This window comes from Achromobacter sp. 01N37, assembly GCF_056399725.1.
On the sequence record NZ_JBFTRX010000016.1, the window covers coordinates 84,439 to 107,751 of the forward strand.

The 23,313-nt window shown below is 63.6% G+C and carries 19 protein-coding genes; 5 read left to right on the plus strand and 14 right to left on the minus strand.

Features of this window, described 5'->3' with window-relative positions:
• The 3 genes from AC1DSJ_RS25625 to panD form a co-directional block, all read right to left on the minus strand.
• Entirely contained in the window at window positions 1-1,257 is a 1,257-nt protein-coding gene (locus AC1DSJ_RS25625) for a D-amino acid dehydrogenase (RefSeq protein WP_054427423.1), read from the minus strand.
• 178 nt (window positions 1,258-1,435) lie between these two features.
• Window positions 1,436-2,482, minus strand: coding sequence for a CDP-6-deoxy-delta-3,4-glucoseen reductase (locus tag AC1DSJ_RS25630; protein WP_054427488.1), 1,047 nt, complete (start codon window positions 2,480-2,482; stop codon window positions 1,436-1,438).
• 71 nt (window positions 2,483-2,553) lie between these two features.
• Window positions 2,554-2,922 carry an aspartate 1-decarboxylase gene (panD, locus tag AC1DSJ_RS25635; protein WP_050446262.1) on the minus strand — a complete coding sequence of 123 codons (369 nt, stop codon included), beginning with the start codon at window positions 2,920-2,922 and terminating at the stop codon, window positions 2,554-2,556.
• 212 nt (window positions 2,923-3,134) lie between these two features.
• Here panD and sugE point away from each other — a divergent pair, with 212 nt between their 5' ends.
• Entirely contained in the window at window positions 3,135-3,452 is a 318-nt protein-coding gene (gene sugE, locus AC1DSJ_RS25640) for a quaternary ammonium compound efflux SMR transporter SugE (protein WP_054427422.1), read from the plus strand.
• A 78-nt stretch (window positions 3,453-3,530) separates the two neighbouring features.
• Here the strand turns inward: sugE and AC1DSJ_RS25645 are convergent, their stop codons facing one another.
• From AC1DSJ_RS25645 to AC1DSJ_RS25670, 6 genes are all read right to left on the minus strand, one after another.
• Window positions 3,531-4,403: an MOSC domain-containing protein gene (locus AC1DSJ_RS25645; protein WP_054427421.1), complete on the minus strand. Its 873-nt coding sequence runs from the start codon at window positions 4,401-4,403 to the stop codon at window positions 3,531-3,533.
• A 289-nt stretch (window positions 4,404-4,692) separates the two neighbouring features.
• Window positions 4,693-5,619, minus strand: a complete 927-nt coding sequence (gene thpD / locus AC1DSJ_RS25650) for an ectoine hydroxylase (protein ID WP_054427420.1) — start codon at window positions 5,617-5,619, stop codon at window positions 4,693-4,695.
• A 15-nt stretch (window positions 5,620-5,634) separates the two neighbouring features.
• Window positions 5,635-6,039: an ectoine synthase gene (locus tag AC1DSJ_RS25655; protein WP_054427419.1), complete on the minus strand. Its 405-nt coding sequence runs from the start codon at window positions 6,037-6,039 to the stop codon at window positions 5,635-5,637.
• Window positions 6,036-7,343, minus strand: coding sequence for a diaminobutyrate--2-oxoglutarate transaminase (ectB, locus tag AC1DSJ_RS25660; protein ID WP_054427418.1), 1,308 nt, complete (start codon window positions 7,341-7,343; stop codon window positions 6,036-6,038). Before ectB ends, AC1DSJ_RS25655 begins: the two co-directional genes overlap by 4 nt.
• Before the next feature lie 124 nt (window positions 7,344-7,467).
• On the minus strand, window positions 7,468-8,028 hold the full coding sequence (gene ectA / locus AC1DSJ_RS25665) for a diaminobutyrate acetyltransferase (RefSeq protein ID WP_054427417.1): 561 nt from the start codon (window positions 8,026-8,028) through the stop codon (window positions 7,468-7,470).
• Complete coding sequence (locus tag AC1DSJ_RS25670; RefSeq protein ID WP_054427487.1) at window positions 8,025-8,576, minus strand: MarR family winged helix-turn-helix transcriptional regulator; 552 nt, start codon at window positions 8,574-8,576, stop codon at window positions 8,025-8,027. Before AC1DSJ_RS25670 ends, ectA begins: the two co-directional genes overlap by 4 nt.
• Window positions 8,577-8,836: 260 nt before the next feature.
• Here AC1DSJ_RS25670 and AC1DSJ_RS25675 point away from each other — a divergent pair, with 260 nt between their 5' ends.
• Entirely contained in the window at window positions 8,837-9,769 is a 933-nt protein-coding gene (locus tag AC1DSJ_RS25675; RefSeq protein WP_175169790.1) for a MurR/RpiR family transcriptional regulator, read from the plus strand.
• Window positions 9,770-9,830: 61 nt separating this feature from the next.
• Entirely contained in the window at window positions 9,831-11,180 is a 1,350-nt protein-coding gene (locus AC1DSJ_RS25680; RefSeq protein ID WP_441372396.1) for an aspartate aminotransferase family protein, read from the plus strand.
• Here the strand turns inward: AC1DSJ_RS25680 and AC1DSJ_RS25685 are convergent, their stop codons facing one another.
• The 4 genes from AC1DSJ_RS25685 to parE form a co-directional block, all read right to left on the minus strand.
• The gene (locus tag AC1DSJ_RS25685) at window positions 11,181-12,380 is read right to left on the minus strand and encodes a DUF418 domain-containing protein (protein ID WP_441372397.1); all 1,200 of its coding nucleotides are present in this window, start codon (window positions 12,378-12,380) and stop codon (window positions 11,181-11,183) included.
• A 113-nt stretch (window positions 12,381-12,493) separates the two neighbouring features.
• Window positions 12,494-14,824: a DNA topoisomerase IV subunit A gene (gene parC, locus AC1DSJ_RS25690; protein WP_441372398.1), complete on the minus strand. Its 2,331-nt coding sequence runs from the start codon at window positions 14,822-14,824 to the stop codon at window positions 12,494-12,496.
• A 44-nt stretch (window positions 14,825-14,868) separates the two neighbouring features.
• Window positions 14,869-15,468 (minus strand): YcxB family protein, encoded by a 600-nt coding sequence (locus AC1DSJ_RS25695; RefSeq protein ID WP_175170002.1) that lies wholly within the window; start codon window positions 15,466-15,468, stop codon window positions 14,869-14,871.
• Window positions 15,469-15,569: 101 nt separating this feature from the next.
• Entirely contained in the window at window positions 15,570-17,531 is a 1,962-nt protein-coding gene (gene parE, locus AC1DSJ_RS25700) for a DNA topoisomerase IV subunit B (protein ID WP_476760414.1), read from the minus strand.
• A gap of 328 nt (window positions 17,532-17,859) precedes the next feature.
• On the opposite strand from parE, the gene trxA reads away from it, so the two are divergent.
• A complete protein-coding gene (gene trxA / locus AC1DSJ_RS25705) occupies window positions 17,860-18,186 on the plus strand; it encodes a thioredoxin TrxA (protein WP_006218534.1) in 327 nt (108 codons plus the stop codon).
• 116 nt (window positions 18,187-18,302) lie between these two features.
• A complete protein-coding gene (gene rho, locus AC1DSJ_RS25710; protein ID WP_476760415.1) occupies window positions 18,303-19,562 on the plus strand; it encodes a transcription termination factor Rho in 1,260 nt (419 codons plus the stop codon).
• 80 nt (window positions 19,563-19,642) lie between these two features.
• On the opposite strand, the gene AC1DSJ_RS25715 is transcribed toward rho, so the two are convergent.
• Entirely contained in the window at window positions 19,643-23,284 is a 3,642-nt protein-coding gene (locus AC1DSJ_RS25715; protein ID WP_441372399.1) for a YhdP family protein, read from the minus strand.
• Between the last annotated feature and the right edge of the window lie 29 nt (window positions 23,285-23,313).

The following is a 23,313-nucleotide window of genomic DNA, read 5'->3' on the forward strand; positions in this document are numbered from 1 at the left end:
TCACAGACCAAGAAAAGGGAATTCCGGTTCTGGCCGCCGTCCACTGAGCAGATCGGCCAAAGCCCGGCCCGAGCCAACACCCATCGTCCAACCGAGCGTACCGTGTCCCGTATTGATATACAAATTGGGGATACGGCTGCGGCCGATGATGGGCACGTTCGAGGGAGTGGACGGGCGTAAGCCCGACCAATAGCTGACGCTCTCGAAATCGAGCGCGTCGGGGAAAAGTTCTTGCGCCAGGTGCGTCAACGCTTCGCAACGGCCGGTGTTCAGGCCGCGGGAATAGCCCGACAGCTCTGCGGTGCCTGCCATGCGCAGGCGGTCGCCCAGGCGCGAAAACACGATTTTGTGGCTGCTGTCCGTCAGGCTGACCGTGGGCGCGGCCTCCGGCTTGATGACCGGAAACGTCGCCGAATAGCCCTTGGCCGGATAGACGTTGCAGGGGATGCCCAGCGGGCGCAGCAGGTTCGGGCTGAAACTGCCCATCGCCACCACATAGGCATCGGCCGAAACGGTGCCGTAGCGGCCGTCCGGTTCAATGATTTCAATACCTTGCACCGTGCCGCCTTGCGTCAACAGGCGGGTCGCGCGTGTGCTGTAGCGGAATTCGACGCCTGCGCGGGCGCAGCGTTCGGCCAGTGCGACGGTGAACAGATGCACGTCGCCGCTTTCGTCTTCGGGGGTGTAGTCGCCCCCGACGATGGTTTGGCGATGCGGCGCCAGGGCGGGCTCAATTGCAATGACTTCGTCGGCCGTGACCACACGGCGCTCGACGCCGAAGTCACGCATCAGGCCGGCGGCGCGCTGCGAGTTTTCGAATTCGTGGGGATCGCGATAGAAATTCAGGATGCCGCGTTCAAGGTGGTCGTATTCGATACCCAGTTCGGCGCGCATGCTGCGCAACGTAGTGCGGCTGTATTCGGCCATGCGGACCATGGCGCGGATGTTCGGCGCCAGACGGCTGGGCAGGCATTCGCGCAGGAAGGCCAGGCCCCACATCCATTGGCGCCAGTCCAGCTGCGGACGGAACAGCAGCGGCGCATTATCCTGGAACATCCATTTCAGCAGCTTCAACGGCGCCTGAGGATTGGCCCAGGGCTCGGCATAGGACACGGAAATCTGCGCGCCATTGGCCAGACTCGTTTCCTGTGCGGGACCGGTGCAGCGATCAATGACCACGACGTCGTGGCCGGCCTGGCTTAGCCACCAGGCGCTGGAGATTCCGATAATGCCGCTACCCAATACCGCTACTTTCATGCCCGCATTGCTCCTTGCGTGCCAAATCGGTTCGCGGACCCGATGTCCGCCGCCCTTGGCAAGCCGCTGCCAGGGCAGTTTACCTTGCCGATTTGCCTTCGCCTACGTATTAAAAAGGGGCGGAAGTCACTAAGCTTTTCAGCTTGTGAATTCGCCCCCGTATCCGTGCGCTTTCCGGTTACGACGCGGCTTTCGCCAGGTCGGCTTCGGACGTGAACGCGTCCGCGTAGAACTCTTCCGGCGGCAGGCCATTCTGCGTGCTGAATTCGCGGCGCGCGGCATCCACCATCAACGGCGTGCCGCAGGCGTAAACCTGGTGGCCCGACAGATCGCCGATGTCTTGCATGACGGCCTCGTGGACGAAGCCCGTGCGGCCCGTCCAGTTATCTTCCTGCAAGGCGTTCGACACGACCGGCACATAGTTGAAGCTGGGCAACAGGCCCGACCACGATTGTGCCAGCGCATCCATGTACAAGTCCTGCGGGCGGCGGCCGCCCCAGTACAGCGTGACCGGACGCGTGATGCCCTTGTGGATCATGTGTTCCACGATGGCCTTCACCGGCGCAAAGCCCGTGCCGCTGGCCAGCAACACGATCGGCTTGTCGCTGTCTTCGCGCAGGAAGAACGAACCAAACGGCCCTTCCAGACGCAGGATTTCGCGCTCTTTCATCTGCGTATCGCCCGCGCCGAAGACGTGGTCGGTAAACAGGCCGCCCGGCATGTGGCGGATGTGCAGTTCCAGCGGGCTGCCGGTGTGCGGCGCGCCCGCCATCGAGTAGCTGCGGCGGCGGCCATCCTTGAGGATGACTTCGATGTACTGGCCCGCGTAATAGCGGAACTGCTCGGACGCGGGCAGTTGCAGCTTGATCACGGTGACGTCGGGCGCCACGCGTTCCAGCGTCTGCACGCGCGACGGCAGCTTGCGGATCTGGATGTCGCTGGCCAGGCGGACTTCGGTGGATTCCACCACCATGTCCGACTCGGGCCGCGCCTGGCAGAACAGCGTGTAGCCGTCGGCCAGTTCTTCGGGCGACAGGATCTGGGCGGGATACTGCCCGGCGTCGAACTCCCCGGACACCACTTTGCCCTTGCAGGTGGAGCACGCGCCGTTGCGACAGCTATAGGGCAGCACGATGCCGGCGGCCAAGGCGCCGTCGAGCACGGTCTGGCCGGGCTCGACCGGGAATTGATGCTTGCTGGGTTGAATGATGACCTGGAAGCTCATGATGAAACGGTTCAGGGTTTGAGGAGAGCGCCATCCGGCTAGGCCAGGATGGCGCTGTGCCCGGGCCGGCCTCAGGCCGGGAACTTGCGGATTTCCTTGACGCGGTTCGCGTCGTCCACCAGCACCACTTGCGGCTTGTGCGTGGCGGAATCTTCTTCAGACATCGGGCCGTAGGTGCAGATGATCAGCAGATCACCGACCTGAGCCCGGCGCGCGGCGGCGCCGTTCAAGGAAATGGCGCCGCTGCCGCGGGCCGCCTTGATGATGTAGGTGTCGAAACGTTCGCCATTGGTGACGTTGTAGAGTTCGATGCGTTCGAACTCGCGCATGCCGGCAGCGTCCAGCAGGTCTTCGTCGATGCCACAAGATCCTTCGTAGTGAAGGTCGGCTTCGGTGACCGTGACGCGGTGCAGCTTTGCCCGCAGCATGATGCGTTGCATGATAGAAATATCCTGGTTCGCGGTCCGGTCCGCGACGTGTTGCTAAGGTGATGCCCGGCATCCGGTTTTGCCGTTGGAAGCCGGTATTCTATAATTTTTGCCGCAGCGGGACGGCCCGCTGCTGCGCGCGGTCAAAGACCCGCCTGTTTTTTATCCGGGGACGACCCCTCAATGCCGGCGCCCCGCCGGCAGCGCAACAGTAGGAGTCGTCTATGACCTGGATCATCCTGGTACTTGCAGGCCTGTTTGAAATCGTTTGGGCCGTCGGCCTGAAGTACACCCATGGCTTTACGCGCTTGTGGCCGTCCCTGATTACCGCGGGCGGCATGGCCATCAGCGTCTGGCTGCTGGCCGTCGCCATGAAATCCCTGCCGTTGGGCACCGCTTATGCGGTGTGGGTGGGTATTGGCACCATCGGCGCCTTCGTGGCCGGCATTGTGCTGTTTGGTGAATCCACGAGCTGGATGCGCATCGCCAGCGTAGCGCTGATCGTGCTGGGGCTGATCGGCCTGAAGATGTCTTCGGTGTAAGCGCTGGTGTAAGCCCCGCTGCCCCGGCCAGGGCGCCGCTGCTACGGCGCTCCTGGTTCATGCCCCCAAGCCAAGCAGTCAGAAATCCAATTCGATCTCGACCTCGTCGCCGACTTTCAGGCGCGCCCCGGCCGGCGCGTCCAGAATGGCGTTCTGGCCGAACACCACCCCTATTTCCAAATTGCGATAGCCCGCCAACGTGCGGCCGGGCTCGTCGTTCTGCTGCGCGGTGCGCTGATCAATATCGGGAATCGAGCAGCGCGTGCAGGGCTTGACGAAAGCCATGCGTACCCCAGCCGCCGTGATCATCGCGGTGTGGTCTTCTTCGAAAGGCTCCCATTCGCCTTGCACCACGATATTGGCGCGGAAGCGGTCCATGGGAACCGGCGCCACGCCTTTGGCTTGCAGCCGGGCGTTCAGGTCATCTAGCGATGCCTGGTTGGCGACCAGCAGCGGGAAGCCGTCGGCAAAGCCAAAGTCATGCTCGCCCGCAAACGCGTCCGCCAGATCGGGATGCGCATCCAGCCAGCGCGTCACCCAGTCCGGCTTGGCGTTGCGATGCGCGGCCGGGTCCACCTTGACCAGGCGGCACGGCGTCTTGAGGAAATCGGAAAACCACTGCCCCGCTGCGGCGCTTTCGCGCTGGGCTGAGATCGTGTCGCTCCAGACGGCCACGGGCGCTGCCCCCGGCTCAACGCCCGACCCATCCAACGCGATATCCAGGTCCGCCATGCCCGGCGCGGACAGCCGCAACGCATCGGCGGTGATCGCCGTGCGGATCAGCGCCATCGCGGGCCACTGGCGCTGGGTCATGAACTGGCCGTCTTCGCTGATCAGCATCCAGCGGCGGTCGTGGGCCAGACCCGCCCGGTCGATGGGGGACTCGGCCAGGTCGATGCCGGCGCAGGATTTGATCGGGTAAATGTGCAAGCTGAGAATACGAGCGGACATGGCGGCGGAAGATCAGCAGGAGGAAGGATGGGCGGGAATAGTCCGCGAGAGGATAGCAGACAGCCCCGTGTTCCCTCACCCCTTTTCCGATGGCTGTGCGCATGAAGAAACCCGAGCGGAACCCGGGCGTCGATGCACGAAATAACCCGGGCCAAGTCCGGCTGTCGAGGAATGAAAAACCCGGGCCAGGCCCAGCTGACGAAAAATGAAAAACCCGGGCCAGGCCCGGGTTTCGTTTGCAGCGCGGCCCACGGGCCGTATTGCCTTCAGTGCCATCAGGCAGCAAACCTTAACTGCCCACCAGCTTTAACGTGTCCAGCGGCGTCACCGCCTTGAACCCCTTGCGCGTGGCGATATGCTCGGGACGCGGGTTCAGCCCGTACTTGGGCGGGTTCAGCGTGTTTTCCATGCTGTTGTAGACCATGAACACATTGGCGCGCGGCCACGGCGAGATGTTGCTGTTCGAGCCGTGCATCGTGTTGCAGTCGAAGAACACCACCGAGCCGGCCTTGGCCGTCATCGAGCGGATACCGCCTTGCTCGACCAGCAGTTGCAGGCTGACCGGGTCCGGCACGCCGTACTCCTGCTTCTTCAGCGACTGCTTGTAGTGCTCGTTCGGGGTCTCGCCCACGCACGAAATGAACTGCCGGTGCGAGCCCGGCACGAGCATCAAGGGGCCATTGCACTCGTTGTTATCGGTCAACAGCACCGAGCAACTAAGCGCACGCATCGACGGCATGCCGTCTTCGACGTGCCACGTTTCAAAGTCGGAGTGCCAGTAGAACTCCTTGCCCTTGAAGCCGGGTTTCATGTTGGCGCGCGATTGGTGGATGTACACCTCGGACCCCAGGATCTGGCGCGCCACATTGACCAGCCGCGGGTCGCGCACCAGGCGCGACAGCACGGGGTTCAGCACGTGGACCATGAAGATCGAGCGCACGGCATTGCTGCCGGGTTCGGTGATGGATTCCTCACGCCGGATGATCGACGGGTCGCGCGTCATGCGCTCGACCTCGGACGACAGGGCGCGGATTTCCTCTTCCGAGAACAGGTTTTCCAGCAAGAGGAAACCGTCGCGCTCGTACTGTCCGACTTGCTCGCCGGACAAGGCGCTGGCGTATTTTCCGTCTTCGTAAACCACCGGGTCCTGGCGGGAGATAATGGCGGAGCTTCGATCCGTACGTGAGGCGTACGGGTCCTGAGCAGGTGAGATCATGCGAACCTCCTTGTATCAAGCCGCTTTGGCTTCGGCTTCAGGCAAGGCGTAGACGCCTTCTTTGTCGTGCACTTCCTGGCCGGTCAGCGGCGGGTTGAAGACGCAGATGACGCGCAGCGGCTCTTTGCCGCCGCACAGCCAGTGCTCGTCGTTCTCGTTCAGGGCGTAGACCACGCCGGGGCCCAGGTCGTACTTCTTGCCGTCGGCGATGGTCTCGATGGAGCCGTCGCCTTCAATGCACCACACCGCTTCAAGATGGTTCTTGTAGTGGATGTGCGTGCGGCCGCCCGGGAAGATGGTGGTCTCGTGGAAGGAGAAGCCCATGCCGTCCTTCTTCAGCAGCACGCGGCGGCTGACCCAGGTGTCGGTACGAACTTCGTCGGCGGTGCCGATCACATCTTTGACATTGCGTACGATCATTGACGTTTTCCTCCAAATTTCAGAATGCGGGCAGACTGCCCTTCTTCAGCCAGCGCTTCCGCCACGCTGGCCTCGATCAGGTCCAGGCCCTTGCTGAGCAGGTCTTCCTCGATCGTCAGCGCGGGCAAGAGCTTCAGCACTTCATCGTGCGCGCCCGACGTTTCGATAACGACGCCCTTCTTGAAGGCCTGCTGCGCGATGCGGTTGGCAAGCGCAGGCGTGCTGTTGCACACCAGGCCCTGGATCAGGCCGCGGCCGCGCACCGACAGGCCGGCGTTGGGATAGCTGTGGACCAGGTTTTCCAGCCAGTCGCGCACCGTGCGTTCCTTGCGCTGGATGTCGGCGGTGAAGGCGGTATTGGCCCAATACGTTTCCAGCGCCTGCGTGGCCGTGACGAAAGCCAGGTTGTTGCCGCGGAACGTGCCGCTGTGGGCGCCCGGCTTCCAGATGTCCAGCTCGGGCTTCATCAGCACCAGCGACATCGGCAGGCCAAAACCCGACAGCGACTTCGACAGGGTGATGATGTCGGGGCGGATGCCAGCGGCCTCGAAGCTGAAGAACGTGCCCGTACGGCCGCAGCCGACCTGGATGTCGTCCACGATCAGCAGCATGTCGTGGCGCTTGCACAGCTTTTCCAGCTCCTTCAACCAGCGTAGCGTTGCGACGTTGACGCCGCCCTCGCCTTGCACCGTTTCCACGATGACGGCGGCGGGCTTGTCCATGCCGCTGCTGGGATCTTCCAGCATGCGCTCCAGGTACGCCATGGTGTCCACGTCGGGCCCGAAGTACCCGTCATAGGGCATGAACGTCGTGTTGCCCAGCGCGTAGCCGGATGCCTCGCGGAACTTCATGTTGGCCGTCACCGCCAGCGAACCGCCGCTGACGCCGTGAAAACCGTGCGTGAACGAAATCACATTGGGGCGGCCCTTCACCTGGCGCGCAATCTTCAGCGCGGCTTCCACGGCATTGGTGCCGGTGGGGCCGGTGAATTGCAGCGTGTATTGCCAGTTGCGCGGCTTGAGCAGCACGCGATCCACCGTCTCCAGGAAACGCTTCTTCGCACTGGTGGCCATGTCCAGACCATGGACGACGCCGTCCGATTGGACATATTCCAGCAGCTTTTCCTTGAGAACAGGATTGTTGTGGCCGTAGTTCAGCGTGCCTGCGCCGCTGAAGAAATCGATGTACTCGGTGCCGTCTTCATCAATCAGCGTTGAGCCTCTGGCCTGGCTGAATATCACGGGAAACGACCGAATGTAGCCCCGCACCTCAGATTCCATCCGGTCAAAGATTTTCAAGTCCATATGATTAATCCTCCCTTTTCATCTCATAAGTTGACAGACGGCCAGCTCCCTCCGGATGCGTAAACGCATTCGGATAGGTAAAACCGTCTCGGTATTTCGATAAGTCCGCTGGGGTTGCGCCGCCCTACGGGGCGGGCAATGCGAACGGGCCTATCCTCAACAGCATCTCGTCGTCATGGTCCGCGCCCCCAAACAATTGCCGGTCGAAGAACGGCTGCTCGGAAACGTGGGCGCCCAGCTCGCCGGCCAGGCCGGTAAAGCTGCGGCGCGATGCCTGGTTGTCAGGCCCCACCGTGGTTTCAAGATGACGAACATGCTCGAGCCCCTTGCGCTGCAAGAGTTCACGAAGCATGGCGCGGCCCAACCGATGGCCGCGTGCGCGGGCGTGCACCGCAACCTGCCAGACGAACAACACGTCGGGCCGGGTCGGGATCACATAAGCGGAGATAAAACCGTCGATACGTCCGCCGGAGCTTTCGGCGATGACGCAGGTGTCGCTGAAATGCTCACACAGGAGCAAGTAGGCGTAGAGGGAATTCAGGTCGAGTGGCGGGCACTCGGAAATGAGGCGGTGAATGGCGGCGCCGTCTTTTCGGTTGGGCAGACGCATCGTATGGGTCTGCGCGCGAACCGCCGGCGCCACGGCACTTGAGAGAGTAGTTGTATCCAGTTCGTTTTTCTTCATGCAACGATTCCCGATTCTGGGGGTGCCCCGCCCGTGGGCACTTCAAGGATGGGCGACGAAACGTCGCTATGCGCTTCCGCGGCAACTGCCTGACCCTCTTGCTCCATCAGCGCCACGATGCGTTCCAACGACAGCGTGATGGTGGCTTGCTCAAGTTCGGGCAGCGCGTTCAAGGCTTCGGCCAAGTGTTTCTGCAGCGGCGACGGCGCGCCATGCGCCAATTCGCGGCCCGCGTCCGTGGCCGTGACGAAAACGATGCGGCGGTCTTCGCGGCCGCGTTCACGACGGATCAAGCCCTTGTCTTCCAGGCGGTCGAGGATGCCGACAACCGTGCTCGGGCTGACGTGCATTTCGCGGCTGATGGCCGTGGCCGTCATCGGGCCGTTGGCCATCACCGTGCGCAGACACATTAGCTGCGGAGCAGTGATGTGGCTGACCGCGGACAACTGACGCGAATGCAGGGCGATCGAACGCGTGATGCGGCGCAGGGCTCGCAAGATGCGCAAGTCGTACTGCTGTGAGGGATCAGATTTCGCGGCGTTGGTCATGGAAGAGAAGGGTTCGGTCAAATTCATTTCTACACGAATGATATGCGCACGATTTATTCGAGTCAAACAAAAATCCCCCGCACGATGTAAATAAATAAACACGAAATTGCAGAAGATAACTACCGGATTACAGGACTTGCCGTTGTCATCTCTCCCCCCTGCAACGGCGACTTGGCGCTAGGGGGAATCCCCGATAAAAAACATATGTTTTATTTAAACAATCAGATCTATCATTTGTTTTTTATCTGACGGCGCAAGCCATGCCCCTGCCTTCCGACCTGATTCCCACCTTGCAGGAAAAGCTGGAACACCTGCCCCCCGAGCTGCAACGCGCGGCGCATTGGGTGGTGGCGCATCCTGCTGAAGTCGGCCTGTGGTCCATGCGCCGGCAGGCGCAGGCGTTGGGCGTGGCGCCGGCCACCATGCTGCGGCTGGCGCGCGCCATTGGTTATTCCAGTTACGAAGCCTTTCGCCAGCCGTTCCAACAAGCGCTGGCCGGTCAAAGCGCCCCCGGCTTGCGCGACCGCGCGGCCGCCCTGCAAGCCGCTGCGGGTGACCCTGCCACGCCGGGTCACGACGTGTTGACTGACTACCAGATCCAGGCCATGAGCTCGGTGTGCGCGTTGAACCCGGCCACCGCGTTCGACGCCGCCGTGCAGACCTTGCTGGACGCGCGCCAAGTGGGCTTTCTGGGTACGCGCTCGGCGTTCGGCATCGCCTTCCAGATGCGTTACGCGTATCAGCTGGTGCGCCGCAACAGCGTGCTGATCGACGGTCTGGGCGGCGCGCCCGCCGAGCAGGCCGACAACCTGGATGCCGGCGACGCGCTGATCGTGATTTCGCAAGCGCCCTATCCCACCGCCACCGTGCAGCTGGCCCGCCAGGCCGCGCAGCGCGGCGTTGCCTTGATCGCATTGACCGACGACCCCTTGTCGCCGCTGGCCATGGACGCCCGTCACACGCTGCGGTTCGCGCCGCCCGACCGCGACGGCGTTCAAGCACGCCCCGCGCGCCAAGGCCCCGGCTCGTTCTTTCACACCACCGCCGGCCTGCTGGGGCTGGCCGAGCATTTGATCGCGCGCCTGACCGCCCGCGGCGGCGCAGACGTGCTGAACCGCCTGACCGAAGTCGAACAGCGCCTGCGTACCGACAACGTGTATTGGACCGGCCCGGCTTCCGGGCGACGAGGCTGATCCGCGTCAGCGCTGACCGCACCCGCTTTATTACTGCCAACCCTTGCATCACGGAACTCCCATGAGCCAGACCCGCGTCCTGCATCGTTCCCTACGCCAGACACCGCCTGTCGCCGTACGCGGCCAGGGCGTATGGATTCACGACAGCGCCGGCCGCGCCTATCTAGACGGATCGGGCGGCGCGGCGGTGTCGTGCCTGGGGCATAACCACCCCGACATCCAGGCGGCCATGCACGCGCAGATCGACGCGCTGGCCTACGCTCACACCAGCTTCTTCACAACAGAAGTCGCTGAACAGCTGGCCGACCGTCTGGTGGCCGACGCGCCTGAAGGCATCTCGCACGCGTACTTCGTATCGGGCGGGTCGGAAGCCGTGGAAGCCGCGCTGAAAATGGCGCGACAGTACTTCGTGGAAATCGGCCAGCCGGAACGCCGCCATATCGTGGCGCGCCGTCAGAGCTACCACGGCAATACGCTGGGCGCGCTGGCCGTGGGCGGCAACGCTTGGCGCCGCGCGCAATTCGCGCCCTTGCTGATCGAAGTCGAACACGTCTCGCCCTGCTATGCGTATCGTGATCAGCGCGACGGTGAAAGCCCCGAACAGTACGGCGAGCGCTTGGCGCAAGAGCTGGATCAGACCTTTGAAAAGCTGGGGTCTGGCACGGTGATGGCATTTGTGGCCGAACCCGTGGTGGGCGCAACATCCGGCGCCGTCACGGCAGTGCCGGGTTACTTCCGCCGCATCCGCGAGGTCTGCGACCGCCATGGCGTGCTGTTGATCGCCGACGAAGTGATGTGCGGCATGGGCCGCACCGGCACGCTGTACGCGGTGGAGCAGGAAGGCATCGTGCCTGATCTCATCACCATCGCCAAAGGCCTGGGCGGCGGCTATCAGCCCATCGGCGCCGTGATGGCGCAGCAGCGCATCGTGGACGCCATGCAGCAAGGCAGCGGTTTCTTCCAGCACGGCCACACGTATCTGGGCCATGCCATTGCCTGCGCCGCCTCGCTGGCCGTGCAAGACGTCATCCGCCGCGACAACCTGCTGGCGCGCGTGCGCGAACAAGGCGCGGGCTTGCGTCAGCGGCTAGAGCACGCGCTGGGCGCGCATCCGCATGTGGGCGACATCCGCGGCCGCGGCCTCTTCATGGGCATTGAACTGGTGCAAGACCGCGCCACCAAAGCGACGTTTGATCCGGCGTTGACGCTGCACGCGCGCATCAAGCGCGAAGCCATGGCGCGCGGCCTGATGGTGTACCCGATGGGCGGCACCATTGACGGCCGCCACGGCGACCATGTGCTGCTGGCCCCGCCCTTCATTATTTCCGACGACGAACTGGACCAACTGACCGAACGCCTGGCTGGCGCCATCGACGCCGCTATTACGCAGACGCGCCCCAGCACCGCCTGATCAGACTGCGCGTGCTCGCCGCCAGGGTGGCAACGCCCCGACGGTGAGCGCGCGCAGAAACCATTCCACCGGGCCATAGGCATGGTGCCGCAACCACCAGGCGGACCACGGCAACTGCGCGGCGAAGATCGCCACCGCGATGCCGAAGGTCGCCAACGGCGATAGCGACGCGAACAGGCGCAAGCCCCATCCGGTGAACAACAAGGCGCAAATGACCGACTGCATCAGGTAGTTGCTCAGCGCCATCCGCCCGGCCGGCGCCAGCCAGCGGCCCAACCATCCAAGCGCGCGAGTGCGGATCGCCAGCAGGAAGGCCGCCGCGTACGCCATGCTTAACAGCGGCGCGGTCAGCAAGTCGGCCGCCAGCCCGGGCAGTTCCCACGCCGCGCCTGCCGACGGCAGCGACGTGGTGGCGTACAGCGCTGACCCGGCAAGCCCAGGAAGCAGCCCCAACGCGCACAACAGCCACAACACGCGCGGTTGCCGCCAGGGATCAGCCAGCGCGTTGCGCCGGCCCAGCGCCAAACCGGCCAGGAACATCGCGAAGACGAATGGCCCCTGCACGAACAAGACCATGAACCACACGGACGTGGTCAGTTCATAGATGTGCTGCGTGATCGTCGTGCCGATGGTGCCGCGGTACGCCAGGATGGACGCCAGCGCATCCGCCTTGTACTGCGCCGTGTAATCCGCTTGCACAGGGTCCAGAAAGCTCACGAGGCCAAGAATGCCCCAGACCGTTGCGGCCAGCACGATCAGCCACAGCGCCGTGAGCAGCGCGCGCTTGGGCGCCATGCCTCGGCACGCCAGCAGCCCCAGGCCCAGCAAGGCGTAGGTCAACAGGATGTCGCCCTGATAGAACAACACGGCATGCGCCGCGCCCAGTACTGCCAGCCCCGCCAGCCGCCGCAAAAAGCGCGGGCTGAACGCGGCCTGGCTGCGTTCTGCGGCCGACATTTGCAAGGTGAAGCTGTACCCGAAAAGAAACGAGAACAGCAGATAGAACTTGGTTTCGAACAGCAAGGCGATCAGCCAGCGCACCACCAGGTCCATGGGACGGGAGTAGTTTGGGTCCGCCATGCCCGCGCCATAGAACGGCGACGAGAAGACGCCGATATTCACGATCAGGATGCCGAAGAGCGCAAAGCCGCGCAGGGCATCCACGTGGGCCAGACGGCCGGGCGGCTCGTTGGCGATCATGCGCGCCCCTTTCGCATTGACGTATCCATGGCAAAACAGGCAATTGATAACAGCAGATTCATCAGGGCAGACCGCCACGGGCGCGGGTCATCCCGCGCCCGTGGCTTGTTGCATTACCCCAGCACGGGCGACAGCACTGGCTGCTTCGGACGCACATCCAGATGGCGGCCCTTGCGTGCGCGCTTGCCCACATAAGGCGCCAGCGCATCGCCCACCAGAATGTCTTCGGTCAGCTTGTTGCGGTAGATACCCGTGGCGCGCAGGCCGCGGGGGCCAATCGGCACGGTTTGTTCCAGCTTGTCGGACGCGTCCAGGCCCATCAGGATGGTGCCGCGCCCACCGCCGGACAACGACTTGCATTCGTCCAGGCCGAAGACCAGGAACTTGCCCTTGGCCGACAGCAGCGCCAGTTGCGTGGCCCCGTCGAACAACGGCACCGGGCGCAGCATTTCGTCGCCCGTTTCCACCGTGATGAACTGCTTGCCTGCGCGCTGGCGGCTGACCATGTCGGACAGCTTGGCCGAAAAACCGTAGCCGCTGCGCGTGGCCAGCAGCCAGCGGGATTCCGGCGCGGCCGCGATGGTGTGCACGATGCGCGTACCGGATTCCAGGTCGATCATCGTGGTGACTGGCTGGCCGTCACCGCGCGCCGAAGGCAGCCCGGCGACCGGCACGGAATACACGCGGCCGTTGTCGCCCATGGCGATCAGGGTGTCCGTCGTGCGGCATTCGAAGGCGCCGTACAGGTCGTCGCCCTGCTTGAAGGCGAACTGCGCGGCGTCGTGGCCATGGCCCTGGCGGGCGCGCAGCCAGCCCTTTTGCGACACCACCACCGTAACCGGCTCGTCCAGCACCTTGGTTTCCAGCACGGCGCGTTCAGCGGTTTCGATCAGCGTGCGGCGCTCGTCGCCGTACTGCTTGGCGTCGGTCTCGATTTCCTTGATCAGCAGGCGCTTGAGCGTGGCCGGATTGTCCAGCAGCTCTTGCAGCGAAATCTGATCCTTGCGCTTGTCGGCCAGTTCCTGCTCGATCTTGAAGCCTTCAAGACGGGCCAACTGGCGCAAACGCATTTCCAGGATGTCTTCGGCTTGCCGCTCAGACAACTTGAAGCGTTCCATCAGCGCTGCGCGCGGCTCGTCGGATTCGCGGATCGTCTGGATGACTTCATCCACGTTCAGATAGACCAGCATGCGGCCTTCCAGCACGTGGATGCGGTCCGTGACCTTATCCAGGCGGAAGCGCGTGCGGCGCACCACCGTGTTGGTGCGGAACGCCACCCATTCGACCAGGATGTCGCGCAGGCCCTTCTGGCGCGGCCGGCCATCGGTGCCGATGCACACCAGGTTGATCGACGAGCTGCTTTCCATGCTGGTCTGCGCCAGCAGCGTGTTGACGAATTCGTCACGGTCCACGCGCGAGGTCTTCGGCTCGAACACCAGACGCACCGCCGCGTCCTTGCCCGATTCGTCGCGCACGGCGTCCAGCAGGTTCAGCATCACCGCCTTGGCCTGCGTCTGCTCGGGCGTCAGGCTCTTCTTGCCGGACTTGACCTTCGGATTGGTGATTTCCTCGATCTCTTCCAGCACCTTCTGGCCCGACGTGCCGGGCGGCAGTTCGGTGATCACCAACTGCCACTGGCCGCGCGCCATTTCTTCAAACGTCCAGCGCGCACGCACCTTCAGCGAACCACGGCCCACGCCGTAGATCTGCGCGATATCGGCCGCGGACGTGATGATCTGGCCACCGCCGGCGAAGTCGGGGCCGGGAATCATGGCGTGCAGTTCGGCGTCCGGCAGTTGCGGCTGCTTGATCAGCGCCACGCAGGCCTGCGCCACTTCGCGCAGGTTGTGCGGCGGAATCTCGGTGGCCATGCCGACCGCGATGCCCGATGCGCCGTTCAGCAGCATCACGGGCAGGCGTGCGGGCAGCATTTGCGGTTCTTCCTGGCTGCCGTCGTAGTTGGGCACGAAATCCACCGTGCCCTCGTCCAGCTCGTCCAGCAGCAGCTTGGCAATCGGCGTCAGGCGCGCTTCGGTGTATCGCATGGCGGCGGCGTTGTCGCCGTCGCGCGAACCGAAGTTGCCCTGGCCGTCGATCAGCGGATAGCGCAGCGAAAAGTCCTGCGCCATGCGGACCATGGCGTCGTAGGCGGCCTGGTCGCCGTGCGGGTGGTACTTACCCAGCACGTCGCCCACGACCCGCGCGGACTTCACCGGCTTGGCGCCAGCGGCCAGCCCCATTGCCTGCATGGCGAACAGGATGCGGCGCTGCACGGGCTTTTGCCCGTCGCCCACATCGGGCAAGGCGCGGCCGCGCACAACGGAAACCGCGTAGTCCAGATAAGCCTGTTCGGCATAGCGCGCCAGCGTGATGGCGGCGTTGGCATCGCCATCGCCATCAGGCGGGGTGGGGTCGAACAAGCCGGGTTGATTGCTGTCGGTCATGTTTATTCAGGTAGACAAATTCATTGAAACGGCGTCAAAGCGCCTCAAGCGGACGGCGCCAGCTGCGTATCGGCAACATGCGCGCGCAACTGGGCGCGCACCGCCGCCAACGTAGCGGCGTCCTGGCCGCGCTTGGGAATGATCACGCCCTGCAAGGTGCCCAGAATGACGTACAGGTGCTGCGGCGTCTCTTCGACCCGGCGAATATCAGACCATTCCATGCGCCCGGAGGCCGTGGCGGTGGAGTCCGAAATGCCCTCGGGGCCGAAGTCCAGCTGATGCCGGCCCAGGAACAGGTCGTCGGGCTGCTTTTTCAGCATGCGCCGCGTGTTCATGCGAACCAGCGGCGGCAGCACGAACTCGTAAGCCAGCGCCAGCAGCGCCAGAATGCCCAGCCCCACCGCCAGCCCCTGGAAATACACGGGCAGCAACTGCCCCCAGTTCGGCCCCTTGCCATCCCAGGTCTGCCAGATCAGGTAGGCCAGCAAGGCCACGATCATCAAGACCCCGAATCGCAAGTGCGACCGGTAGCGGCGGCGGCGCAGCTCGGGACGCCGATACACATAGGCGGCGAACTCCGCGTAGTCGTCGGCCGTCATGTCTACGGTCATACGAGCGGGGGTGGGTGTATCGGCTGCGGGCATACCGGCTTCGGGCATACCGGCTGCGGGCGTACCGGCTGCGGGCGTACCGTCGGCAGGCGTGCCGGCGCCGGGGGTGACGCGCTCGGGCGTGGCGGACGTCATCAGATATCCAGCTCCGCCAGGTTGCCCTTTTCTTCGATCCAGGCGCGGCGCTGCGACGATTCGCCCTTGCCCATCAGCATGTCGAACATGCGGGTCGTGTCTTCAGGCGTCTGATCCCCGTAGCCCACGGGCAACAGGCGGCGCGTGTCCGGATTCATCGTGGTTTCCCACAGCTGCTCGGGGTTCATTTCACCCAGGCCCTTGAATCGGCTGACCGACCAGGCGCCCTCGCGCACGCCTTCCTTGCGCAGCTTGTCCTGCGCGGCCTCAAGCTCGCCCTCGTCCAGGCAATAGATCTTGCGGGCCGGGCGCTTGCCTTGGGCCGGCACGTCCAGGCGGAACAGCGGCGGCTTGGCCACGTACACGTTCCCCGCTTCAACCAGCTTCGGGAAGTGCTTGTAGAACAGCGTCAGCAGCAGCACCTGAATGTGCGAGCCGTCGACGTCTGCATCGGACAGGATGCAGATGCGGCCATAGCGCAGGCCCGACAGGTCCGGGGAATCGCCAGGGCCGTGCGGGTCCACGCCGATCGCCACGGAAATGTCATGGATTTCGTTGTTGGCGAAGAGTCGGTCGCGGTCAACTTCCCAGGAATTCAGCACCTTGCCGCGCAGCGGCAGGATGGCCTGGAATTCCTTGTCGCGCCCCATCTTGGCGGAACCGCCTGCCGAGTCGCCCTCGACCAGGAAGACCTCGGTGCGCGTCGCATCGCTGGATTCACAGTCGGTCAGCTTGCCAGGCAACACCGCCACGCCGGAGCTCTTGCGCTTTTCGACCTTCTGGGCAGAACRCTGGCGCGCCTGCGCCTGACGGATGGCCAGCTCAGCCAGCTTCTTGCCGAACTCCACATTGCTGTGCAGCCACAAATCCAGCGCGCTCTTCGCGAAGCCGCCCACCAGACGCACCGCATCGCGGCTGTTCAGCCGTTCCTTGATCTGGCCCTGGAATTGCGGGTCCAGCACCTTGGCCGACAGCACGAAGCTGGCGCGGGCGAACACGTCTTCCGGCAGCAGCTTCACGCCCTTGGGCAGCAGGCTGTGCAGTTCGGCAAAGCCCTTCACGGCGCCGAACAGGCCTTCACGCAAGCCCGATTCATGCGTGCCGCCCGCCGGCGTGGGGATCAGGTTGACGTAGGACTCGCGCACGGCGTTGCCGTCTTCGGTCCAGGCCACCACCCACTGCGCGCCCTCGCCTTCGGCGAAGTTCTCGTGGTCGGAACCGGCGTATTGCTGGCCTTCGAAAAACGGCACCATGAGCTCGGCGCCAGACAGCGCTTCGGCCAGATAGCCGCGCAAGCCGTCCTGGTACTGCCACGTCTTTGTGTCGCCGGTTTTTTCATTGACCAGCGTCACTTTGACGCCGGGCAAGAGCACGGCCTTGCTGCGCAACAGGTGCGTAAGTTCACCCAACGGGATGTTGGGGCTGTCGAAATATTTGGCATCCGGCCAGACGCGCACGCGGGTGCCGGATTTCTTGCGGCCGCCCTGGTCGTAAGGCGCCAGGGGCTCAGCAACGTCGCCGCCCTTGAACACCAGGCGGTTGACGGCGCCATCGCGCCAGACCACGACTTCCAGCCGGGTCGCCAACGCGTTGGTGACGGAAACGCCCACGCCGTGCAGGCCGCCAGAGAACGCGTACGCGCCCCCGCCCGCCTTGTCGAACTTGCCGCCCGCGTGCAGGCGGGTGAAGACCAGCTCCACAACGGGCGCGCCTTCTTCAGGATGCAGACCGACGGGAATGCCCCGCCCGTCATCCTCGACGGACACGCTGCCATCAAGATGCAGCGTGACTTGAATCTGTTTGCCGTAGCCGGCCAAGGCCTCGTCTGCGGCGTTATCAATAACCTCCTGCACAACGTGCAGGGGGTTTTCGGTACGGGTGTACATGCCCGGGCGCTGGCGCACGGGCTCCAGCCCCTTCAGGACGCGAATGGACGCCTCGGTGTAACGTGGAGTGGCCAAGTTATCCCCAACATCTGTGGAAAAAAACCGACATTTTACGGATAAGCCTAGGTTCTGCGCGGCTCCCAGTGGGATGCGCACGACCTGACCAACACCGAATTCGGTAGGATGATGACAAGTCACAGCCAGCGTGCCCGGGTTTAACGGCCCGAATCACATCAACTGCGCCGCAACATCCTACACAAAACCAGCAAACCCTGTTGTTATTAACAGTGGTATGCCTGTTGTTATTGACAGTGGTATGCTTTAGCCCATTCCACAAACAAGAACAACGGCAAGGCGCGTCCCTTTTTACGCGCCTTTTGCTGCCGAACCGAGAATCACCATCATGAGCGACCAAATCAAGAACGTCAGTGACGCGAGCTTCGATGCCGATGTGTTGAAATCCGGCCAGCCGGTGCTGGTGGACTACTGGGCTGCCTGGTGTGGCCCCTGCAAGATGATTGCCCCGATCCTGGAAGAAGTTGCCACCGAGTACGCAGGTCGCCTGACGATCGCGAAGCTGAACGTGGACGAAAACCAGGGCACCGCCACCAAGTACGGCATCCGCGGCATTCCCACCCTTATGCTCTTTAAAGACGGCCAAGCCGCCGCCACCAAAGTTGGCGCGCTGTCGAAGTCGCAACTCACCGCATTCCTGGACGGCGCGTTGTAAACTGCGTGCTGTGAACGAAGGCGCCGCCCCGAGGGCGGCGCTCATTCAATACCGCGCGAGCCCGTCCGTGGCGCGCCGCCAGAGCCCTCCTTTACTTTTCCCCACCAATCACCGCGATGCACCTCAACGAACTGAAGGCGCTGCATGTCTCGCAGCTGCTGGAAATGGCCGCTGGCCTGGAAATCGAGAACGCCAACCRCCTGCGCAAGCAGGAGCTGATGTTCGCCATCATGAAACGGCGCGCCAAGCAGGGCGAGCAGATTTTTGGCGACGGCGTACTTGAAGTCCTGCCTGACGGTTTCGGTTTCCTGCGCTCGCCCGAGACCTCGTATCTGGCCAGCACGGACGATATCTATATCTCGCCGTCGCAGATCCGCCGCTTCAACCTGCACACCGGCGACTCGATCGAAGGTGAAGTGCGTACGCCGAAAGACGGCGAGCGCTACTTCGCGCTGGTCAAGGTGGACAAGGTCAACGGCGTGGCGCCTGAAGCGATCAAGCATCGCATCATGTTCGAAAACCTGACGCCGCTGCATCCGAACCGGACGATGCGTCTGGAACGCGACATCAAGAGCGAAGAAAACCTGACGGGCCGTATCCTCGACGTTTTCGCGCCGATCGGCATGGGCCAACGCGGTTTGATCGTCGCCAGCCCCAAGTCCGGCAAGACGGTGATGATGCAGCACATTGCGCACGCCATCACCACCAACTACCCCGACGCGGTCATGATCGTTCTGCTGGTCGACGAACGCCCGGAAGAAGTGACCGAAATGCAGCGCACGGTGCGCGGCGAAGTGGTGGCGTCGACGTTTGACGAACCCGCTACCCGTCACGTGCAAGTGGCCGAAATGGTCATCGAAAAGGCCAAGCGCCTGGTCGAAATGAAGAAAGACGTCGTGATCCTGCTGGACTCGATCACCCGTCTGGCCCGCGCCTACAACACCGTGGTGCCGGCCTCCGGCAAGGTGCTGACGGGCGGTGTGGACGCCAACGCCCTGCAACGCCCCAAGCGCTTCTTCGGCGCGGCCCGTAACCTGGAAGAAGGCGGTTCGCTGACGATTCTGGGCACGGCGCTGATCGAAACCGGCAGCCGCATGGACGAAGTCATCTACGAAGAGTTCAAGGGCACGGGTAACTCCGAAGTCCACCTTGAGCGTCGTCTGGCTGAAAAGCGCGTCTACCCGTCCATCAACCTGAACAAGTCGGGCACCCGCCGCGAAGAACTGCTGATCGCGCCGGACCTGCTGCAAAAGGTCTGGGTGCTGCGCAAGTTCATCCACGACATGGACGAAGTGCAATCCATGGAATTCATCCTGGACAAGATGCGCGCCACGAAGACCAACGCCGAATTCTTCGACATGATGAAGAAGAAGTAAGCAGCGCGTCTCGTGCAATAAAAAACCGCCTTGAAGGCGGTTTTTTATTGGCTGGACGATGTTCGATGTGCGCGCCGCAATCAGTGTTCGATGTGGTCGGGCATGCGGCGCGGCGAGGAATTCGCCGGCCTCGGCGTCTGCTTGTCCGGCGCCTTGCCCGAGGCGTCGATGGGTTCCACCTGCGGATCGTCCCAGTTGCCCGTCACGGAATACTCCATGGTCATCGCGCGCGCCAAGGGTTGCTTAAGCAGCCACTGCGTGACAAATGCGCCCAGGCCAATCAGCGGATTCACGGCCAGCGCGGTCACCATGGCCGCCCCGCTGGCGTCCAGATTGGGAATCACCACCGCCTTCAGATCCCAGCGCTCGCGGATGATATTGACGCCACCCGCCAGCACGATGGCCGCCACCGGGCCGTTGATCTTGTAGCCTTCGGTGGTCATCTGGCCATCCGCCATCTTCACGCGTCCGCGGATGGTGTCAAACGGGAACCCGTCCCGCAACAGATTGGTCGGGTTCACATCCAGGCGCGCCAGCCGTTGCAACGATTGCAAAGACAGCAGCTCCAGCAAACGCGCCGTGCGCGAATTCACGTGCATGAAGCGGCCCTTGTCCAGGCTGATGTCGACCTCGCCCGAAATATCCGCCACGTTGTGCGTCCACGGCAGGTTGCGCCAGGTTGCTTTGCCCTGGGCCGTACCTTCGCCGGCGGATATGATTTTCTCGAAACCGATCCGGTTCATGAATTTGCCCAGGTCCACGAACTTGGCGCTTGCATCCACGGTCAGGCCCCGATCAGGCCCTTCCAGCCGCCAATTGCCGGTGGCGTTCAGGCTCGCGTCGCTGTTGATAATCGACAGCTTGTCCAGACGCCATTGCCGGCCGCGCTCCAGGTTCGTGCCGTTCACCTGCAATTCGCCCACGTTCTTGCCGTACAGGAAGAACTCTTTGGCTTGCAGGTCGATGGCCGGAATGTCTGACAGGTCATTGCCCGACGCCAAGGCCTTGTCGGCCTCGTTCGTGTCGCCTTCGCCGCCCAAGGACAAGTGCTTCAAGCGTGCCGTGATCTGGCCCGCGATGGCGCCAGAGGCTTCGCGCCATTCCAGCGAACCCGCCGCCTGACGCGACTGGATATCCACGCGCCACTGCGCAGGTTCGGGCCGCGTTGCGTACAGCGTCAAATCGTTCAGGGTGTAGCCACTGGTGCGCAAGATGCTTGCTGCCACGCTGATGCGTTCGGGCTGCGGGAAGATCGGTTTCGACACCGGCTTCTTGGCGCCGCCCTTGCCCGCCGGGGTGTCGAAGCCCGTCATCACCGTTTCCCAGCTGTCCATGTCCAGCTCGGGCAGGCTGGCGTTCAGGCTCATGCCATGCTCGGGCAGGCTGGCGGGCCGGCCGATTCCCAGCGCCCCCCGGGCGAAATACGAGGGGCCATCACCGGGGTCGCGCTCAAACAGCGCATTCACGTTGTCGCCCAGGCTGGCGGTCAGCCAACGGCGGTCTTTGATGCCACGGTCTTGCGCCGCGCCCCATTGCAGCTTCAGCAGCTGTGACGCGGGCGCCGCCTTGCCCACGGGCGCCGGCATGTCGATCGCCATGCCCACCAGGTCGGATTCCATCGAGATATCGACTGAGCCGCCCTTCTGATAACCCAGACGGCCCTTGTACGCCGCCTTGCCCGAAAACCGCGACATGGACGGCGTGTTGCTCAGTTGCGTCAGGCCGGAACCGGCCAGCGTGCCATCAAAGCGCAGGACGTCGGTACTTTGCGCAAGCGAACCGTAGATCTTGACCGGCCCGCCCAGGAACTGCGCACGAAGCTCTTTGGTATGGACGCCCTTTTCCGAGAATTCCAGATCGCCATGCATCTGGGAAAGAAGCGGCATCTCGGGCATGAAGGTGAAGGTGTTGTCGGCGAACAGGATGTGGCCGGTGACCTGCGTATCGTCGGTGTTCATCAACGGCACTTTCAGCTTCAACGGCATGCGCCAGTCGCCCGTGCCGCGAGCCTCGTCCAGCGCGCCATCGAGCAAAACACCCAGCGGAGAATTCGCCGCCATCGCCAGATAGGCGGGCACAGGGCCCGATGTTTCGCCATCAACGAACAGCTCGGCGCCGTGTTCCATGTCGGGAATGGTGGCTGTCACGGCGCCCAGGCTGACGGTCTGCCCCGGCCCGGTGTGCGCCACTGCGCCGCCCGAACTATCCAGCGTCAGGCCGACCTTATCGATGCGGAAATTACCTGACAGGTTTTCCAGCATCGGCCAGCCCTTGCGGTGCTGGCGCGCGGGGGCATAGTCCACTTTGGCGCCCACGTACGCGCCGGCAATAATGAATTCGCCCGTTGCGCCAGACGCGCCAAAGGGGAAGTCGTCCAGATCGCCCTTGAGCGTGATGGCGGCAGACTGCATTTCGCCCGCGGGCAGGCCGGTGGCCAGCCATTCGCGCGCATCGGCATTCACGTCCAGTGGCAAGTAGCGGTGAATCGCCGGCATGGCGCCGCGCACCATCGTGCCACGCATGTCGGCGCTGCCCGCCGCCGTCTTGCCTTCGCGGCGCCACTGGCCTTGCAGGCGCACGTCCAGGTCATCATTCACCACATGCAATTGGGCGACGTCCACAAACCAGTTCTTGGCGTCCGGCCCTTTGATTTCCGCATCCACCGCCAGCTCGCGGACATTCAGTGTGGGGTCCGCAAACACGCCCGGCAGCGTGACGCGCAACTGCTGCACGGCCCCTTTGACCGATACATCGGGCGCGCCAGTGCTACGGGAAAGCGGCATCCCGTCAACCTGCACGAAATCACCCGGCAGCCCTTGAACGCGCAATTGCGCCGACGCGCCACGTACCGCCGGGCCATCCTTTTCCGGCGCCCAATTCACGCCGCGCACGGCGATGTCCGACGTCAGCTCGGTGAATTTTCCGCGATCCAGTTGCAGCCAGGCGCGGCCTGCGATGCGTCCCGAAATCTCGGGCACCTTGAACCATGGCGACCAGGCCAAAGGCTCCACATCGTCCAAGGCCGCATAAAGCTGGCCATTCCAGTTTGCGGGATTCGAGGCATTGGCGGCGAACAGGCTGCGATTGAATTCGCCGCGCAGCTCCACGTTGCGGGCCAGCGCCGCGCCAGCGCTGGCACGCAGCACAAAGCGATGCGACAGGCTGCCGTTGCGCATCAGGAAATCGACGCCCGTCAGCGGCAGCGCGGGCGCCTGGCGTAAATCGTCTTGCCAGACGATGGTGGCGTCACGGACCAGCAATTCGCGTTGGGCGACCAGCCACCGCAGCGCGGGGTGATTCAGATCAGATTGATGGTCGCTGGCGTTCAGGTCGATGTCCTGACCCGCTACCCACAAATGGTTGGCGGCATCGCGGCGCAAGGTCAGTTCAGGCTTTTCGACGCGCAAGCGCACCAGCCTGGGTGACAAGGTCAGCACGCTGCGCCACGCCAGCACAGCGGAAACGGAAGGCAGGTTGAGCACCGGCGTGGCGTCATCATCGAACACCTGGACCGACGCAAGATCAAGCTTGGGATTCAGCCCCTGCCAGTTCGCCTTGATACTGCCGATGGTGACGCGAGCGCCCAATTCCTTACTGGCGTAGGCTTCAATCTGTGGACGCCATTGGTCCACGCGAGGAAGCACCCAATACCGCACGCCCAGAAACCCGACGGCCACGACGCCATAAACGATCAGCGCGACCCAGAACAGGCAGCGAAGCACGCTTCGCGTGCGCGCAGTGGGGGCTTTTT